Source organism: Pseudomonas fluorescens, from assembly GCF_902497625.1.
Classification (GTDB): Bacteria; Pseudomonadota; Gammaproteobacteria; order Pseudomonadales; family Pseudomonadaceae; genus Aquipseudomonas; species Aquipseudomonas fluorescens_BQ.
This window is the reverse complement of record NZ_CABVGX010000039.1, coordinates 19,517-34,668: the sequence shown is the minus strand read 5'-3', so window position 1 is coordinate 34,668 and position 15,152 is coordinate 19,517. Positions and strand designations below refer to the sequence as shown.

Genomic DNA, 15,152 nt, shown 5'->3' with positions numbered 1-15,152 from the left:
CGTAATTATTCTGTTGTGGAGGCTGCCGTCATGGCCCACGAACTTTATACCCGTACCAATCAGAAAATCTATTTCGCTGGCCTTTCATTGGAGGCGCTTGCCCGGGCTGAAGAGGGGCGGGCGATGAATGCGCTGGCGCTGATCCAGGCCAACCGCGAATCGGCGTTATTTCATCTTTACGGTGCGCTGCTGGGGTTGTGCCATGAGATTGCTGGCTTCTATCGTTTGCCTCAAGCCGGTGCGCCGCGGGCAGAGATGCTGCTCACACGTGAAGTACTCGATGCCATCGCTATTCCTGAGATGGCCGAACTGGTGGAGTTGGCGCACAACCCGGAAACATGGCTGGCAAGGTTGCTAGGGTCTCACGCAGCGCTTTTCCAGCCACCGCGCGCACCCCATAAACCCAAGGGTGATGTGACGCAGCCGCTGATCCAGGCGGTGAATCTGGACGAAGCAGCATTGCCGCAAGAGCTGAGTCGGGACGAGTTGGAGAGCTGGCGTCAGAATCTGAAAAGCCTGGCAATTCGTTTCCGCGAAGGCCTTAGCGAGAGCTAAGGTGCGTAACCCCTGCGCAAAGCCGGAGCCTCTGTGAGTTCAGGGACGGGTGCTGGCAGAAATGTCGTTTCGGAAAGGCATCTGGTCAAGATCCCGAGCGGAGCCTGGCTGATGTCTATATAATCGCCGCCTTCCGTGGAGATCAGACCTTTATGCCAACGTCCTTTCTAGAAATTGTCGAGTTACCAGACGGCCGTATCGAGCTACGCAGAGCCGAGGACGAAGGTTCTCTGGTTACTTTGGATTTCTCTGAGGATGCCAAGGCCTTCTTGCAAGGTCAGCACGTGGAAGTCGCCAAGGCGATGTTGAGCGTCGGCGTTCAGATGGCGGGGCGTCTGGTTGAGGGTGATTTCACTACGGATGAAAGTTCTCGGGTTCTTCACTGAACCCGTTCGTCGTTCTGAATGGATACCCCTTCTGATCGGCCTCTCTATCCTTGGAGAAGCCCTGCGCATTTTTAACGCGCTGCCTGATTAACCTAACCGAATGTTCAGGCTTTGTGCGTCGCCGGTCCGGGCCGCGGTGATCAGTTGTTGCCGCGAAGTCGTGTTAAGCGGATTCAGCCAGCTGACAACGGTGTGACTACGACCCAGACGCAGGGCTTCGCAGGTTAGCTGCTGTGCGCTTTGGGCGCCACGTGGCTGCAGCAGCAGAATGCGTTCACGATTCAATCCGGCATCCCGAAGCCATGCTTGCGTGACACTGGCAGGTGGTGCGATCAACGTCAGCCACCGCGCATCCTGATCCTGACTTAGCTCCCTGAGCACAGGGGCCAGCAGGTTCAGGCAATTCCCGGCCGCACCTCGCAGCGACAATTCGCTGAAAACATCCGGTTCGGCGCTCCAGGGCGTCGTGACCACATCTTCCAGAATCGGCGCCATCGGCTGCACCATGAATGCCTCGAACAACGGCAGTTGGGCTTGCTGTGAGGTGTGTGGGAACTGCATAAAGCCTCCTTTAGCGGCGAATGACGCCAACGCTCAAGCCTTCGATCACCAGTTCCTGATCTTTCAGGTTTACTTCGATAGGGGCAAATTCAGGGTTTTCGGCCATCAACCAGACCTTGCTGCCGTCTCGCTTGAAGCGCTTGACGGTAACTTCGTCGCCGATCCGGGCCACCACGATCTGGCCATTGCGAGCCTCGCGAGTGGTGTGCACGGCCAGCAGGTCGCCATCAAAAATGCCTACGTCCTTCATGCTCATGCCATGCACGCGCAGCAGATAGTCAGCGCGCGGATGAAAGAAGGTCGGATTGATGTTGCAGGACTCTTCGATGTGCTGCTGGGCAAGGATCGGTGCGCCGGCAGCCACCCGGCCAATGATGGGCAGTGTGGAGTCGTCCGCTTTGGCTTCAAAGCCAGGGATGCGAATACCTCGAGAGGCACCGGGCGTCATCTCGATTGCGCCTTTACGGGCCAGGGCTTTCAGGTGTTCCTCAGCCGCGTTGGGCGACTTGAAGCCCAGTTCCTGAGCGATTTCCGCGCGGGTCGGCGGGTAGCCGTTATCTTCAAGGCAGCGTTTGATGAAGGCCAGAATCTCTGCTTGGCGTGGCGTCAGCTTTAGCATATTGATCGCTCTGTCTTTTTATACAGTGACTGGGATTATATACAGTGAAAGCATTCTGGCAATGCCCCATTTTTTGTCCGCCGCCAGACGGTCGATGGACGCCCCGATCAACACCCTGTTGATGTATGGTTAAATAGCTGACTGACCATTCCCAAAACGAACCGGCAGGCTTGACAAGGCTTGGGCTGAAACGTATGTTTCAAACAAGTGTTTGTCAGGCGGAGTAGCCATGGCCCAGTCGGAAACCGTTGAACGCATTCTTGATGCTGCTGAGCAATTGTTCGCGGAAAAAGGTTTCGCTGAAACCTCATTGCGTCTGATCACCAGCAAGGCCGGGGTCAACCTGGCGGCGGTGAATTACCATTTCGGCTCGAAAAAGGCGTTGATCCAGGCCGTGTTTTCACGGTTCCTCGGGCCCTTCTGTCTGAGCCTCGACAAGGAGCTCGAACGTCGTCAGGCCAAGCCTGACAACAAGCCGACCCTTGAAGAGCTGCTGGAGATTCTCGTCGAGCAAGCCCTCGTCGTGCAGCCTCGCAGTGGCAACGACCTGTCGATTTTCATGCGCTTGCTCGGTCTCGCCTTCAGCCAGAGCCAGGGCCATTTGCGTCGCTATCTCGAAGACATGTATGGCAAGGTGTTCCGCCGCTACATGATGCTCGTCAACGAAGCGGCGCCGCGCATTCCGCCGATCGAATTGTTCTGGCGCGTGCACTTCATGCTCGGTGCGGCGGCATTCAGCATGTCAGGCATCAAAGCGCTGCGCGCAATTGCCGAGACTGATTTTGGCGTCAATACGTCCATCGAGCAGGTAATGCGCCTGATGGTGCCGTTTCTTGCCGCCGGCATGCGTGCCGAGACCGGCGTGACCGACCCTGCCATGGCCACTGCGCAGCTGCGTCCACGCAGCAAATCGACACAGGTTGCTGCCAAGGTTTGACCTCTCACGGGTGGGCGGGGCAGCTGACATCCGCTAAGCTAGCCGCCCATGTCGACTCTCGTCTTGAATTCGCTCCGTATATAAACGCCACGCTGGCGGGCATGACCCGTCCTGGCAACCGCGTGCGAGCCGGATTCATCGTATTAAAGGAATTGCTATGACTGCTGGCCTGCAAGGCTCGTTGATGGTGGACGTCGCCGGTACCTGGCTGACGGCCGAAGATCGCCGATTGATGCGCCAGCCTGAAGTAGGCGGCCTGATCATTTTTGCGCGAAACATCGAGCACCCGCGCCAGGTTCGCGAGTTGAGCGCCGCGATTCGTGCCATCCGTCCCGATCTGCTGCTGGCGGTGGACCAGGAGGGCGGTCGTGTGCAACGCCTGCGCCAGGGATTTGTCCGGCTGCCGGCAATGCGCGCAATTGCCGACAACCCGGACGCGCAATACCTGGCTGAGCAGTGCGGCTGGATCATGGCTACCGAAGTGCTGGCGGTCGGTCTGGACCTGAGCTTCGCCCCGGTGCTGGATCTCGATTACCAGCGCAGCGCTGTCGTCGGCACCCGTTCCTTTGAAGGTGACCCGCAACGCGCGGCGTTGTTGGCCGGTGCCTTTATTCGTGGCATGAACAGCGCCGGCATGGCCGCCACCGGCAAGCACTTTCCCGGCCACGGCTGGGCCGAAGCGGACTCCCACGTGGCCATCCCCAACGATGAGCGCAGTCTTGAAGAAATCCGTGCCCGCGATCTGGTGCCGTTCGCCAGGCTGAGCAAGCAGCTGGCAGCGGTCATGCCTGCTCATGTGATTTACCCGCAAGTCGATTCCCAGCCTGCTGGTTTCTCCCGGCGTTGGTTGCAAGACATCCTGCGTGGCGAGTTGCAGTTTGACGGCGTGATCTTCAGTGACGACCTGTCGATGGCCGGTGCGCACGTAGCAGGCGACGCGGCCAGTCGCATAGAAGCCGCTTTGAGCGCCGGTTGCGACATGGGTCTGGTCTGCAATGATCGCGCTGCTGCCGAGCTGGCCCTCAGCGCTGCTCAACGCTTGCGTGTTCAACCGTCCTCGCGCATTGCTCGGATGCGCGGGCAGTCGTACGCGAATACCGAGTATCGCCAGAGCCCACGCTGGCTGACGGCCATCGGCGCGCTCAAAGAAGCTCAACTGATTGAATAAGGATTCATGGTTATGACCGTTTACGCGATTATCGGTGGCACCGGCCTGACGCAACTCGAAGGCCTGAGCATTCGTCAGTCACTGGCGGTCGACACCCCCTACGGCGCGCCTTCGGCTGAAGTGCAGGTCGGCGAATATGCCGGCAAGGAAGTGTTGTTTCTCGCCCGTCACGGTCACCCGCACCGTTTCCCCCCGCATCAGGTGAATTATCGCGCCAACCTCTGGGCGTTGAAGCAGGCCGGGGCTGAAGCCATTCTTGCCGTCAATGCCGTCGGCGGCATTCACGCGGCAATGGGTACCGGGCATTTTTGTGTACCGCATCAGTTGATCGACTACACCAGCGGCCGCGAACACACCTATTTCGCCAACGATCTGGAACACGTCACCCATATCGATTTCAGTTTTCCCTACAGCGAACCGCTGCGTCAGCAGTTGCTGGCCGCGCTGGCGGACGAGGGTGTCGCTTACAGCGATCAGGGCGTGTACGCCTGTACCCAGGGCCCACGTCTGGAAACGGTCGCGGAGATCGCCCGCCTGGAGCGCGATGGTTGTGACATCGTCGGTATGACCGGCATGCCCGAAGCAGCATTGGCCCGCGAACTGGAACTGGATTACGCCTGTCTGGCGCTGGTGGTCAATCCGGCGGCCGGGAAAACCACGGCTGTCATCACCATGGCTGAGATCGAGCAGGCACTGCAGGACGGCATGGGCAAGGTCAAATCGACATTGGCCCGAGTGCTTAAGGGTTGAGGCAGGCACTGTGATCCGATAGCAGTCGAGCCAGCGCTGTGAAACTCAGCGCTTCTCCAGCTTGTCCGGCAACGGCGCGAACAACGCTTCAATGTCGTCGCTCTGCAGTTTCCAGTCACCGGCGGTCCGCCCGTCCAGCACGCCTGCCGCCAGGTCGGATTTTTCCTTCTGCAGGTGCTGAATTTTCTCTTCCACCGTGCCGCGAGCAATCATCTTGTAGACGAACACCGGCTTCTCCTGCCCAATGCGGTAGGCCCGGTCTGTGGCCTGATTTTCCGTCGCCGGGTTCCACCACGGATCGTAATGAATCACTGTGTCCGCTTCGGTCAGGTTCAAACCGACACCACCGGCTTTCAGACTGATCAGAAAGATCTGACGTTTGCCGCTCTGGAAATCTTTCACCGGCGTGCGACGGTCGCGGGTTTGGCCGGTCAGTAACGCGTAGGCCACGCCCCGTTTGGTCAGCTCGATTTCGATCAGCGACAACATGGAGGTGAACTGCGAAAACAGCAGCACCCGTCGGCCTTCTTCGAACAATTCCTCGAGCATCTCCATCAGGCTGTCGAGCTTGCCCGAAGAACTGCCTCGCGCGGGCAACGCGGCGTCGTTGACCAGGCGCAGATCGCAGCACACCTGACGCAGTTTGAGCAGCGCTTCGAGAATGATGATCTGACTGCGCGCAACACCTTTTCGGGTAATCTCGTCGCGGACTTTCTGGTCCATCGCCAGGCGCATGGTTTCGTACACATCGCGCTGGGCTTCATTGAGCTCGACCCAATGGATGATCTCGGTTTTCGGCGGCAGCTCGGTGGCCACCTGTTCCTTGGTTCTGCGCAGCAGGAATGGCTTGATCCGGCCGTTGAGGTGCTCAAGCCTGACTTCGCTGCCACGCTTCTCAATCGGCACACGGTAATCGCGGTTGAAGCTTTTGACGTCGCCAAGCCAGCCCGGCAACAGAAAGTGGAACAGCGACCAGAGTTCACCCAAATGGTTTTCCAGCGGCGTGCCGCTCAGGCACAGGCGCTGGCGCGCATTCAGTTCACGGGCAGCCTGGGCAGCTTTGCTGTTCGGGTTCTTGATGTACTGCGCCTCGTCCAGCACCAGCACATGCAGCGGTTGCTCGGCCAGCAGATCAACGTCCTTGGGCAGCAGCGCATAAGTGGTCAGAATCAGGTCGTAGTCGGCGAGGTGCTCGAAATGCTTTTTGCGACTGGCGCCATACAACGCCAGTACTTTCAGTTGTGGCGCGAAGTGTGCGGCCTCGTCGAGCCAGTTCGGAATAAGGCTGGTGGGCATCACCACCATGCATGGCCGATCAAGTCGGCCGGCCTGTTTCTCGCTGAGAATGTGCGCCAGCGTTTGCAGGGTTTTCCCCAGGCCCATGTCGTCCGCAAGTATGCCGCCGACTTCCAGTTGCCGCAGCGACTGCATCCAGCTCAGGCCGTCCAGTTGATAGGGGCGCAGGGTCGCATTCAAACCCTCGGGGACGGTCGCGGTGTAATCGCGGATGTCGCGCAACCGCTGGGCAAACGTGCGGATCTGCTCGCCGCCTTCCCAAAGCAATGGCAGGCCTTCCAGCGGATTCAGGCGCGTTGCGTCCGCTTTGCTCAGGCGTAAGGTGACTTCACCGGGGTCTTGCAGATAGAACTCGCCAAGCGTTGCCAACACTGGCTTCAAGCGTCCGAGGGGCAGGGCGACCTGCAGCGGGCCGTGTTCGGAATTCGGCCGATTGGGAATGTTCACCAGAATCAGCTCGTCATCACGACGACGGGCGAGGCGTTCCGGGTTGAGGATTTCGGTGTGGGAACGCATCAGATTAAGCAGGATCGGCAACAGGCTCAGCCGCTCGCCATTGACGATGATCCCCAGTTCCAGATCGAACCAGTCGCGCTCCGGCGCCTGCTCGACCGTGGCGTACCAATCGTCGACGGCGGTCAGGTCGAAACCGAAATCCTCATCGATCTGCAGTTCCCAATTCTGCGCTCGCAACTTGGGCAATTCGTTGAGGGTGAAGGTTAGCCAGGCGCTGTCATTGACCATCTCATAGAGTTCGCCTGCGCTTTCCGGCAAGGCCTTGCTTTGCCGGGTGGCGATCTTGAAGCCGAGGATTCTTAACTGTTCCCTGTAGGCTTGTTCGACTTCCGGGTGGCGTTTGATCCGCAGTGTTTGTGTTTCCTGGCGAATCAGCACGTCAGTGTTTTTCTGTCCGCTGACGTATTCATCCAGATAATTGAAGGACAACGCGGCGCGATGCTGGATGTAGCGCTGCATCTTGCCGTTGCGCGGTTCGAAGGCGCTGAATTCGATGCTCGCCAGCCACAGTCGCGGGATTGGCTGAACGTTGTCCACCAGCACTTGCGGCGGTGCTTTCGGGCCGCGGTTTTCCAGCACCGCTTGCAGTTTTTCCAGCAGATCGGCGTCCTGTGCGGCGGCGGGATACGCCAGGGTTTCCTGGACTTTGAGCAGCACCGCTGCGCAGTGTTTGCAGTTGCTGCGCACCGGGCAAGTACAGGTTGCATCGACCATCAACAGAGTGGCTTTGGCTGACTCGCGCAAGCGAATGGTCTGACGGTAAACGTTACCACCCGAACCTTCACAGGCCGCAGTAATGGTCGCGTCACCTACCTCGACAATCCTGACGCGATTCTCCAGCGCGTAGCGGCGGCCACGCTCCAGACTTTGCTCCTTGAATCGGCTGACCCAGGAAGGTGCGAGGGGTTTGCTCAGGGTTGCAGGCATATGGACTTCAATCAGTCCGGAATTTCTTCAGGGACTGGGCGAGGTGGCGGTGCGGTCAGCGAGGTGATCTTGATCAGCAGACCCAAATGACCGTTGTCGAGAAAGTTGAGCTGGCCATTCCTGGTGTGGCTTTCCTGCTTCAGGCGTTCGCTGGCGGTGACCATGCCGTTGGCATCGATTTGATTGACCCAGAAATCTGCATCAACGTCGGTGAAGCGCCCCATCTTCAAACTCAGCGTGCCCTCGATCGGGAATTGGCCAAACTGCTCGGCGCCTTCGCTGATCGCGACCTTGCTGGCTTCTTCGCCGAGGTTCTGCTGCCAGGCTTTATGCAGCAATACCGTGTATTCCTTGCTCGCCGTGAGCTTTTCAACTTCCGGGTTGAGGCTTGGCGTGCGCAGGCTGTCGGCGCTGAGACGTTCGGCCCCGCCAGCCCAGTCTTCGGGCGCGGCTCGGCTGACAATGGCCGGCACGGCATTCTGGCGGACCAGAATCATTTCGACCTGATACAGATCGTCGGCGAATGCTGCTGGGGTGACCAGAGTCATCAGCAAAGTCAGCGTGTGAAACAGGCGCATGCGGCGTCCTTCAAGCAGTTTTCGGAATGAGGCGCTCGAACAGCGCCTCTACAGTATTAAAGCGCTCTTCCGGACGCTCCATCGGCACCTGGAATTTGAACATCGTTGCGCCTTCGAATTTGTAGCGTTTCGGCTGGCTCTGGATGAGTTTTATCAGCGTCAGCGGGTCCACCGGCGTTTGCGCAGCGAACTCTATTCGGCCGCCTTGCGGGCCGCCGTCGACTTTCTTGATGCCCAGTATCTCGGCCTGCAGCTTCAGTGCGGTGATGCGCATCAGGTTTTTGGTCGGCTCCGGCAGCAGGCCAAAACGGTCGATCATCTCGACTTGCAGGTCCTTGAGGCCTTCCTCGTCCGTGGCCGAAGCAATGCGTTTGTACAGGATCAGGCGGGCATGCACATCCGGCAGGTAATCCTCGGGGATCAATGCCGGAACGCGCAGATTGACTTCCGGTCCGCCACCCAATGGTTGATCGAGGTTAGGCTGCTCGCCTTTGCGGATCGACTTTACCGCACGCTCGAGCATTTCCATGTACAGCGTAAAACCGACCGCTTGAATTTGCCCGCTCTGGCCGTCGCCCAGCAACTCGCCGGCGCCACGGATTTCCAGGTCGTTGGTGGCGAGCACGAAGCCCGCGCCGAGGTCCTGAGTATTAGCAATCGCTTCGAGACGCTTTTCCGCATCGGCAGTGATTTGCTGGCGCGGTGGCGTCAGCAGGTAGGCGTAGGCCTGGTGATGGCTGCGACCGACCCGGCCGCGTAGCTGGTGCAGCTGCGCCAGGCCGAATTTATCGGCGCGCTCGATGATGATGGTGTTGGCGCTCGGCACGTCGATGCCGGTCTCGATGATGGTCGAGGCGATCAGCACGTTGAAGCGCTTGTGGTAGAAGTCGCTCATTACCTGTTCGAGTTCACGTTCACGCATCTGCCCGTGGCCGATGCCGATCCGCGCTTCCGGGACCAGTTCGGCGAGGTCGGCGGCGCATTTCTCGATGGTTTTCACGTCATTGTGCAGGTAATAGACCTGCCCGCCGCGCAGCAGCTCCCGCAGCAAGGCTTCCTTGACCGTGCTTTTGTTCTGCTCCATGACAAAAGTGCGCACCGACAGACGACGCGCCGGCGGGGTGGCGATGATCGACAGGTCGCGCATGCCCGACACCGCCATGTTCAGCGTGCGCGGAATCGGCGTGGCGGTCAGCGTCAGGATGTCGACTTCGCTGCGCAGGGCTTTGAGCTGTTCTTTCTGGCGGACGCCAAAACGGTGCTCTTCATCGATGATCACCAGACCGAGGTTTTTGATCTTGACGTCGTCCTGCAGCAACTTGTGCGTGCCGATGACGATGTCGATCTTGCCCTCGGCGAGGTTGGCGACGGCGGCATTCACTTCCTTGGTCGACTTGAAGCGACTCATCACTTCCACGGTCACCGGCCAGTCGGCGAAGCGGTCGCGGAAACTGTTGTAATGTTGTTGGGCGAGGAGGGTAGTCGGCACCAGAATCGCCACCTGGCGGCCACCATGCACGGCAATGAACGCCGCGCGCATGGCCACTTCGGTCTTGCCGAAACCGACGTCGCCGCAGACCAGTCTATCCATCGGTTTTGGTGCGAGCATGTCGGCACGCACGGCTTCGATGGTGGTTTGCTGGTCGGGGGTTTCTTCGAACGGGAAGCCGGCGCTGAACGTCGCGTAATCGGCCTTCGGATCGGCGAAGGCGTAACCTTCGCGGGCCGCGCGGCGCGCATAGATGTCGAGCAACTCGGCGGCGACATCGCGCACTTGTTCAGCGGCTTTGCGCTTGGCTTTTTGCCAGGTTTCGGAACCGAGGCGATGCAGCGGGGCCAGGGCGTCGTCGCTGCCGGTATAGCGGGCGATCAGGTGCAGGTTGGCGACCGGCACATACAGCTTGGCGTTTTCGGCGTATTCGAGGGTCAGGAACTCGGCGGCCTGGTCATCGATTTCCAGGATGGTCAGCCCGAGATAACGGCCGACACCATGATCGATGTGCACCACTGGCGCGCCTTCGCGCAGCTCGGTGAGGTTCTTGATCACCGCGTCGTTATTGGCGTCGGCGCGTTTTTCGCGGCGACGACGCTGCATCACGCGCTGCCCGAACAACGGGCTCTCGGCGACCAGCGCCAGGGCCGGATCGTCTAGCACCAAGCCTTCGTCGAGCGGCGCGATGGTAATTGCCAGGCGCTCTTTGCTGGCGACGAAATCCGGCCAGCTGTCGACAGTCTTTGGTCGCAACTTCAGGCGTTCGAGCAACTCCAGCAGCACTTCCCGCCGGCCTGCCGACTCGGCGGTGAACAGCACGCGGCCAGGAAATTCATCGAGGAAACCGGCCAGCGCCGCCAACGGCTGAGTTGCCTTGGCTTCGATGGCCAGGTCAGGCAACGCGCGAGCGGGGAAGCGCTCACGGCCGACTCCGGTTTCCACGTCCTGCTGACTGGCAACTACCCGAGGCCAGTTTTTCAGGCGCGCGAAGCAGTCTTCCACCGGCAGGAACAATTCGGCAGGTGGCAATAAAGGACGAGCCGGATCGACGCGGCGTTCTTCGTAACGATTGCGCACGTCGTTCCAGAAGTTTTCCGCCGCCTGTTCGATGCCCGGCAGGGAAAACACCTGGGTGTCCTGGGGCAGATAATCGAACAGCGTGGAGGTTTCATCGAAAAACAGCGGCAGGTAGTACTCGATACCGGCCGGGGTAATCCCGCTGCTCAGGTCCTGAAAGATCGGGCAACGCCGAAAGTCGACATCGAAGCGTTCCCGGAAGCGCGCCTTGAAGCGCGTGACCGCATCTTTCTGCAGTGGAAATTCACGCGCAGGCAACAGGCGAACGGTTTCCACTTTGTCGATGGAGCGCTGGTTTTCCGGATCGAACGTACGCAGCGTCTCGATTTCGTCGTCGAACAAGTCGATGCGATAGGGCAATTTGCTGCCCATCGGGAACAGGTCGATCAGCGAGCCGCGCACGGTGAATTCGCCGTGCTCGTACACGGTGTCAACGTAGCGGTAACCGCTGGCTTCAAGGCGAGTGCGCATGTGTTCGACATCGAGCTTCTGGCCGATGTCCAGCACCAGGCTGCTGCCGAGCAGGAATTTGGTTGGCGCGAGGCGATGCAGCGCTGTGGTAATCGGCACCACCAGCACACCATGACTCAATTCCGGCAGCCGGTATAAGGCGGCGATGCGCTGGGAAATGATGTCCTGGTGCGGCGAGAACAGATCGTAGGGCAGCGTTTCCCAGTCCGGGAAATGCAGCACCGGCAAATCCGGGGCGAAGAAGCTCAGCTCCTGCTCCAGCCGTTCGGCACTTTGGCTGTCGGCGGTCAGCAGCAAGGTAAAGCGCTTGGCAGCGCTGGCAGCCTCGGCGATGGCCAGGCTCAGGGCGGCACCAGGCAAATTGCCCCAGTGCTGTTTACCTGCCGCGGCAGGGAGTAGCGGTAGACGCAGAACGGGCACGGAAGGTTGAGCTCCAAGCGTTGCGACAAAGTCGGTAATTGTAACGGCCCAGGGTGCCGCCTGTCAGTTGCAGACTGTGTCTGATACGCACGTTAGATGAAATGTAGTGGTAAAGACAAAATCCTCCGGTTTTTTGTTCAAAAATGATGAATATGTAGTGGCAAATCCATCATGTGTTACGGAGGGTTACGGACACTATGGCCAGCGGTTCAAAAAATTGACTATCCCGCAGGCCCCGGGTTTACTGGGCTTGAGCGAAGCGTAAATTTTTTGAACAGAAAAATGTTACCGCTCGCGCGACAGGTGCGCATTGCTACGAGGAACACTCGGCGGCATAATGTAGCCCCTTTTTTCTGCCCCTACATGTGGAAGGTTCCCGTGACTCAGAAGCCCGACCAGTGTCTTGGTGAATGGATCGACCGTGAAGCACTCGCAGAAGCGATGATTCCGCTTATCGGTCAGCTGTACCGCAATAACAATGTGGTGAGCTCGATCTATGGCCGCAGCCTGATCAATCGTTCAGTCATCGCGATTCTCAAAGCTCACCGCTTTGCCCGTCACCGCCAGTCCGATGACAGCGAATTGTCCGTCCACGAAACATTCCCGCTGCTCAAGGCAATGAGCGAGCTCAAGCTCGGTGCTGCTTCGGTAGACCTGGGCAAGCTGGCCGTCAAGTTCAAGGCCCAGGCCAATGGCCGTAACGCCGAGCAGTTCGTTCGTGAAGAACTGGCTGACGTCGTTGGCCAGCAAAACGTCAACGCTCGCAAGGGCACCGACGTTGTCCTGTACGGTTTCGGTCGTATCGGCCGTCTGCTGGCACGTATCCTGATCGAGAAAACCGGTGGCGGCGACGGTCTGCGTCTGCGTGCCATCGTGGTCCGCAAGGGCGCTGAAAACGATCTGGTCAAGCGCGCAAGCCTGCTGCGCCGTGATTCGGTGCATGGCCCGTTCGATGGCACCATCACTATCGATGAAGCCAACAACACCATCACCGCCAACGGCAACCTGATTCAGGTGATCTACGCGAAAAATCCTACCGAAGTGGATTACACCCAGTACGGCATCAAAGATGCGCTGCTGGTGGACAACACCGGTGTTTGGCGTGATGCCGACGGTCTGGGCCAGCATCTGGCCTGCCCGGGCGTTGATCGCGTTGTGCTCACCGCGCCTGGCAAAGGCAAACTGAAGAACATCGTTCACGGTATCAACCACAACGAAATCACCGCTGACGACAAGATTGTGTCTGCAGCATCCTGCACCACCAACGCCATCGTGCCGGTGCTCAAGGCTGTCAACGACAAATTCGGTATCGTCAACGGTCACGTCGAAACAGTTCACTCGTACACCAACGACCAGAACCTGATCGACAACTTCCACAAAGGCGATCGCCGTGGCCGTAGCGCCGCGCTGAACATGGTCATCACCGAAACCGGTGCTGCCACTGCTGCGGCCAAGGCACTGCCTGAACTGGCCGGCAAGCTGACCGGTAACGCGATCCGCGTTCCGACGCCGAACGTGTCGATGGCCATTCTCAACCTGAACCTTGAGAAAGCCACCTCCCGCGAAGAGATCAACGAGTACCTGCGCCAGATGGCCATGCACTCCGATCTGCACAAGCAGATCGACTACGTCAATTCCCAGGAAGTGGTATCCACCGACTTCGTTGGCTCGCGCCACGCCGGTGTGGTGGATGCTGAAGCTACTATCTGCAACGATAACCGCGTTGTGCTGTACGTCTGGTACGACAACGAATTCGGTTACAGCTGCCAGGTGGTTCGCGTGATGGAAGACATGGCCGGTGTAAACCCGCCAGCGTTCCCGCGCTAAGCCTTAGCCGCACATAAAAACGCCCCGACTTTGGTCGGGGCGTTTTTGTTTGTGTGTCTGTTGGCTCTTTGTTGCCAGCACCGGCTTCATCGCTAGCAGGCTAGCTCCCACACTGGATCTGTGGCGTTCACAAGTCCCCTGTGGGAGCTAGCCTGCTAGCGATGGCGATCTATCAGGCACCGCCGACCACGGCTGCCTGCGCAGTCCGCAGTTGATGCCGATTGCCTTTGAACAACACCAACGTCGCAATCAACCCCAACACCGCCGCGCCACTGAGCCAGATCCCCGGCGCCGCCTTGTTGTCCAGCACGTGGATCAGGTACGTGCACGCCGCCGGTGTAAAACCGCCGAACGTTGCAGTCGCCAGGCTGTAGGCAAGGGAGAAACCGGTCGTGCGAACTTCCACCGGCATGATCTCGGTCAAGGCTACGACCATGGCGCCGTTGTACGAGCCATACAGGAACGACAACCACAACTCGACGATCAGCAGATGGCTGAAGCTCGGGTTCGCAACCAGCCATGACAGTGCTGGATAAGCCGTGAGGATCGCCAGAACCGTCGCCGTCACCAGCAGGGGTTTGCGTCCGATCCTGTCAGACACAGAGCCCATCACCGGCAGCCAGAAGAAATTTGACAGACCAATGCACACCGTCACCAGCAACGTATCCAGATCCGACAGATGCAGTTCGGCTTTGCCGAAGGTCGGGGTGTAGGCGGTGATCAGGTAGAACGACACAGTGGTCATCACCACCAGCGCCATGCCGGCGAGGACGATGCCGAAGTTCTGACCAATCGAGCGGACAATGTCTTGCAGGGTAGGGCGGTGCTTGCGCGCCTGGAATTCCGGGGTTTCTTCCAGCGAACGGCGGATCACGAAGATCACCGGCACGATCATGCAGCCGATCAGGAACGGCACGCGCCAGCCCCATTCACCCATTTCTTGTGGGCTGAGCCAATGGTTCAAGCCCATGCCGAGCAGGCCGGCGAAGACCACCGCGGCTTGCTGACTGGCGGATTGCCAACTGACGAAGAAGCCTTTGCGGCCTGGTGTGGAGATCTCGGCGAGGTACACCGACACACCGCCCAGTTCCACGCCCGCCGAGAAGCCTTGCAACAAACGACCGAACAATACGATCAGCGGCGCCGCGACACCCAGCGTCGCGTAACCCGGCACGCAGGCAATCAATAGTGTGCCGGCGGCCATCATTGCCAGTGTGATGATCAGGCCTTTGCGGCGGCCGTGACGGTCGATGTAAGCCCCTAGGAAAATCGCCCCCAGCGGACGCATCAGGAAGCCGGCCCCGAAAGTGGCCAAAGACAGCATCAGGGAAGCGAAAGCGCTGTCGGCAGGGAAGAAGGTTTTAGCAATGGCCGTGGCGTAAAAACCGTAGACCATGAAGTCGAACATCTCCAGGAAGTTTCCGCTGACGACGCGAAAAATTGCTTTGCCGTTGCTCGTATTGGAAAACATTTGCAGGTACTCACGCTGGTAAATCCTGTTTGAAAACGCTGCGCCTGTGGGGTGATCGGGTTTACGATTGCTTCGCAGTCGGACGGGGGCAAGAGCCCTCG

General features: G+C 59.2%; 12 protein-coding genes. 6 read left to right on the top strand and 6 right to left on the bottom strand.

Annotation, left to right across the window (positions count from 1 at the left end; all coding sequences use genetic code 11):
- The first annotated feature begins 30 nt into the window (after window positions 1–30).
- Together F8N12_RS20935 and F8N12_RS20930 are read left to right on the top strand one after the other, a co-directional pair.
- Window positions 31–555, top strand: coding sequence for a DUF6586 family protein (locus F8N12_RS20935; protein ID WP_150582098.1), 525 nt, complete (start codon window positions 31–33; stop codon window positions 553–555).
- Window positions 556–707: 152 nt separating this feature from the next.
- On the top strand, window positions 708–941 hold the full coding sequence (locus F8N12_RS20930) for a hypothetical protein (protein ID WP_150582097.1): 234 nt from the start codon (window positions 708–710) through the stop codon (window positions 939–941).
- 87 nt (window positions 942–1,028) lie between these two features.
- Here the strand turns inward: F8N12_RS20930 and sulA are convergent, their stop codons facing one another.
- Window positions 1,029–1,502: an SOS-induced cell division inhibitor SulA gene (sulA, locus tag F8N12_RS20925; RefSeq protein WP_150582096.1), complete on the bottom strand. Its 474-nt coding sequence runs from the start codon at window positions 1,500–1,502 to the stop codon at window positions 1,029–1,031.
- Between the two features lie 10 nt (window positions 1,503–1,512).
- Window positions 1,513–2,121, bottom strand: coding sequence for a transcriptional repressor LexA (gene lexA, locus F8N12_RS20920; RefSeq protein WP_150582095.1), 609 nt, complete (start codon window positions 2,119–2,121; stop codon window positions 1,513–1,515).
- A 229-nt stretch (window positions 2,122–2,350) separates the two neighbouring features.
- On the opposite strand from lexA, the gene F8N12_RS20915 reads away from it, so the two are divergent.
- From F8N12_RS20915 to F8N12_RS20905, 3 genes are all read left to right on the top strand, one after another.
- Window positions 2,351–3,058 (top strand): TetR/AcrR family transcriptional regulator, encoded by a 708-nt coding sequence (locus F8N12_RS20915; RefSeq protein ID WP_150582094.1) that lies wholly within the window; start codon window positions 2,351–2,353, stop codon window positions 3,056–3,058.
- 169 nt (window positions 3,059–3,227) lie between these two features.
- On the top strand, window positions 3,228–4,226 hold the full coding sequence (nagZ, locus tag F8N12_RS20910; protein ID WP_191623198.1) for a beta-N-acetylhexosaminidase: 999 nt from the start codon (window positions 3,228–3,230) through the stop codon (window positions 4,224–4,226).
- A gap of 12 nt (window positions 4,227–4,238) precedes the next feature.
- Window positions 4,239–4,976 carry an S-methyl-5'-thioinosine phosphorylase gene (locus F8N12_RS20905; RefSeq protein WP_150582092.1) on the top strand — a complete coding sequence of 246 codons (738 nt, stop codon included), beginning with the start codon at window positions 4,239–4,241 and terminating at the stop codon, window positions 4,974–4,976.
- A 45-nt stretch (window positions 4,977–5,021) separates the two neighbouring features.
- Here the strand turns inward: F8N12_RS20905 and F8N12_RS20900 are convergent, their stop codons facing one another.
- From F8N12_RS20900 to mfd, 3 genes are read right to left on the bottom strand one after another with little or no spacing between them, the layout of a single operon-like run.
- Window positions 5,022–7,715, bottom strand: coding sequence for a DEAD/DEAH box helicase (locus F8N12_RS20900; protein WP_150582091.1), 2,694 nt, complete (start codon window positions 7,713–7,715; stop codon window positions 5,022–5,024).
- Window positions 7,716–7,726: 11 nt separating this feature from the next.
- Complete coding sequence (locus tag F8N12_RS20895) at window positions 7,727–8,293, bottom strand: CsiV family protein (RefSeq protein WP_150582090.1); 567 nt, start codon at window positions 8,291–8,293, stop codon at window positions 7,727–7,729.
- 10 nt (window positions 8,294–8,303) lie between these two features.
- Window positions 8,304–11,753 carry a transcription-repair coupling factor gene (gene mfd, locus F8N12_RS20890; protein WP_150582089.1) on the bottom strand — a complete coding sequence of 1,150 codons (3,450 nt, stop codon included), beginning with the start codon at window positions 11,751–11,753 and terminating at the stop codon, window positions 8,304–8,306.
- Window positions 11,754–12,116: 363 nt separating this feature from the next.
- On the opposite strand from mfd, the gene F8N12_RS20885 reads away from it, so the two are divergent.
- Window positions 12,117–13,580, top strand: coding sequence for a glyceraldehyde-3-phosphate dehydrogenase (locus tag F8N12_RS20885; RefSeq protein WP_150582088.1), 1,464 nt, complete (start codon window positions 12,117–12,119; stop codon window positions 13,578–13,580).
- Between the two features lie 172 nt (window positions 13,581–13,752).
- Here the strand turns inward: F8N12_RS20885 and F8N12_RS20880 are convergent, their stop codons facing one another.
- Window positions 13,753–15,051: an MFS transporter gene (locus F8N12_RS20880; RefSeq protein WP_150582087.1), complete on the bottom strand. Its 1,299-nt coding sequence runs from the start codon at window positions 15,049–15,051 to the stop codon at window positions 13,753–13,755.
- Window positions 15,052–15,152: the final 101 nt, after the last annotated feature.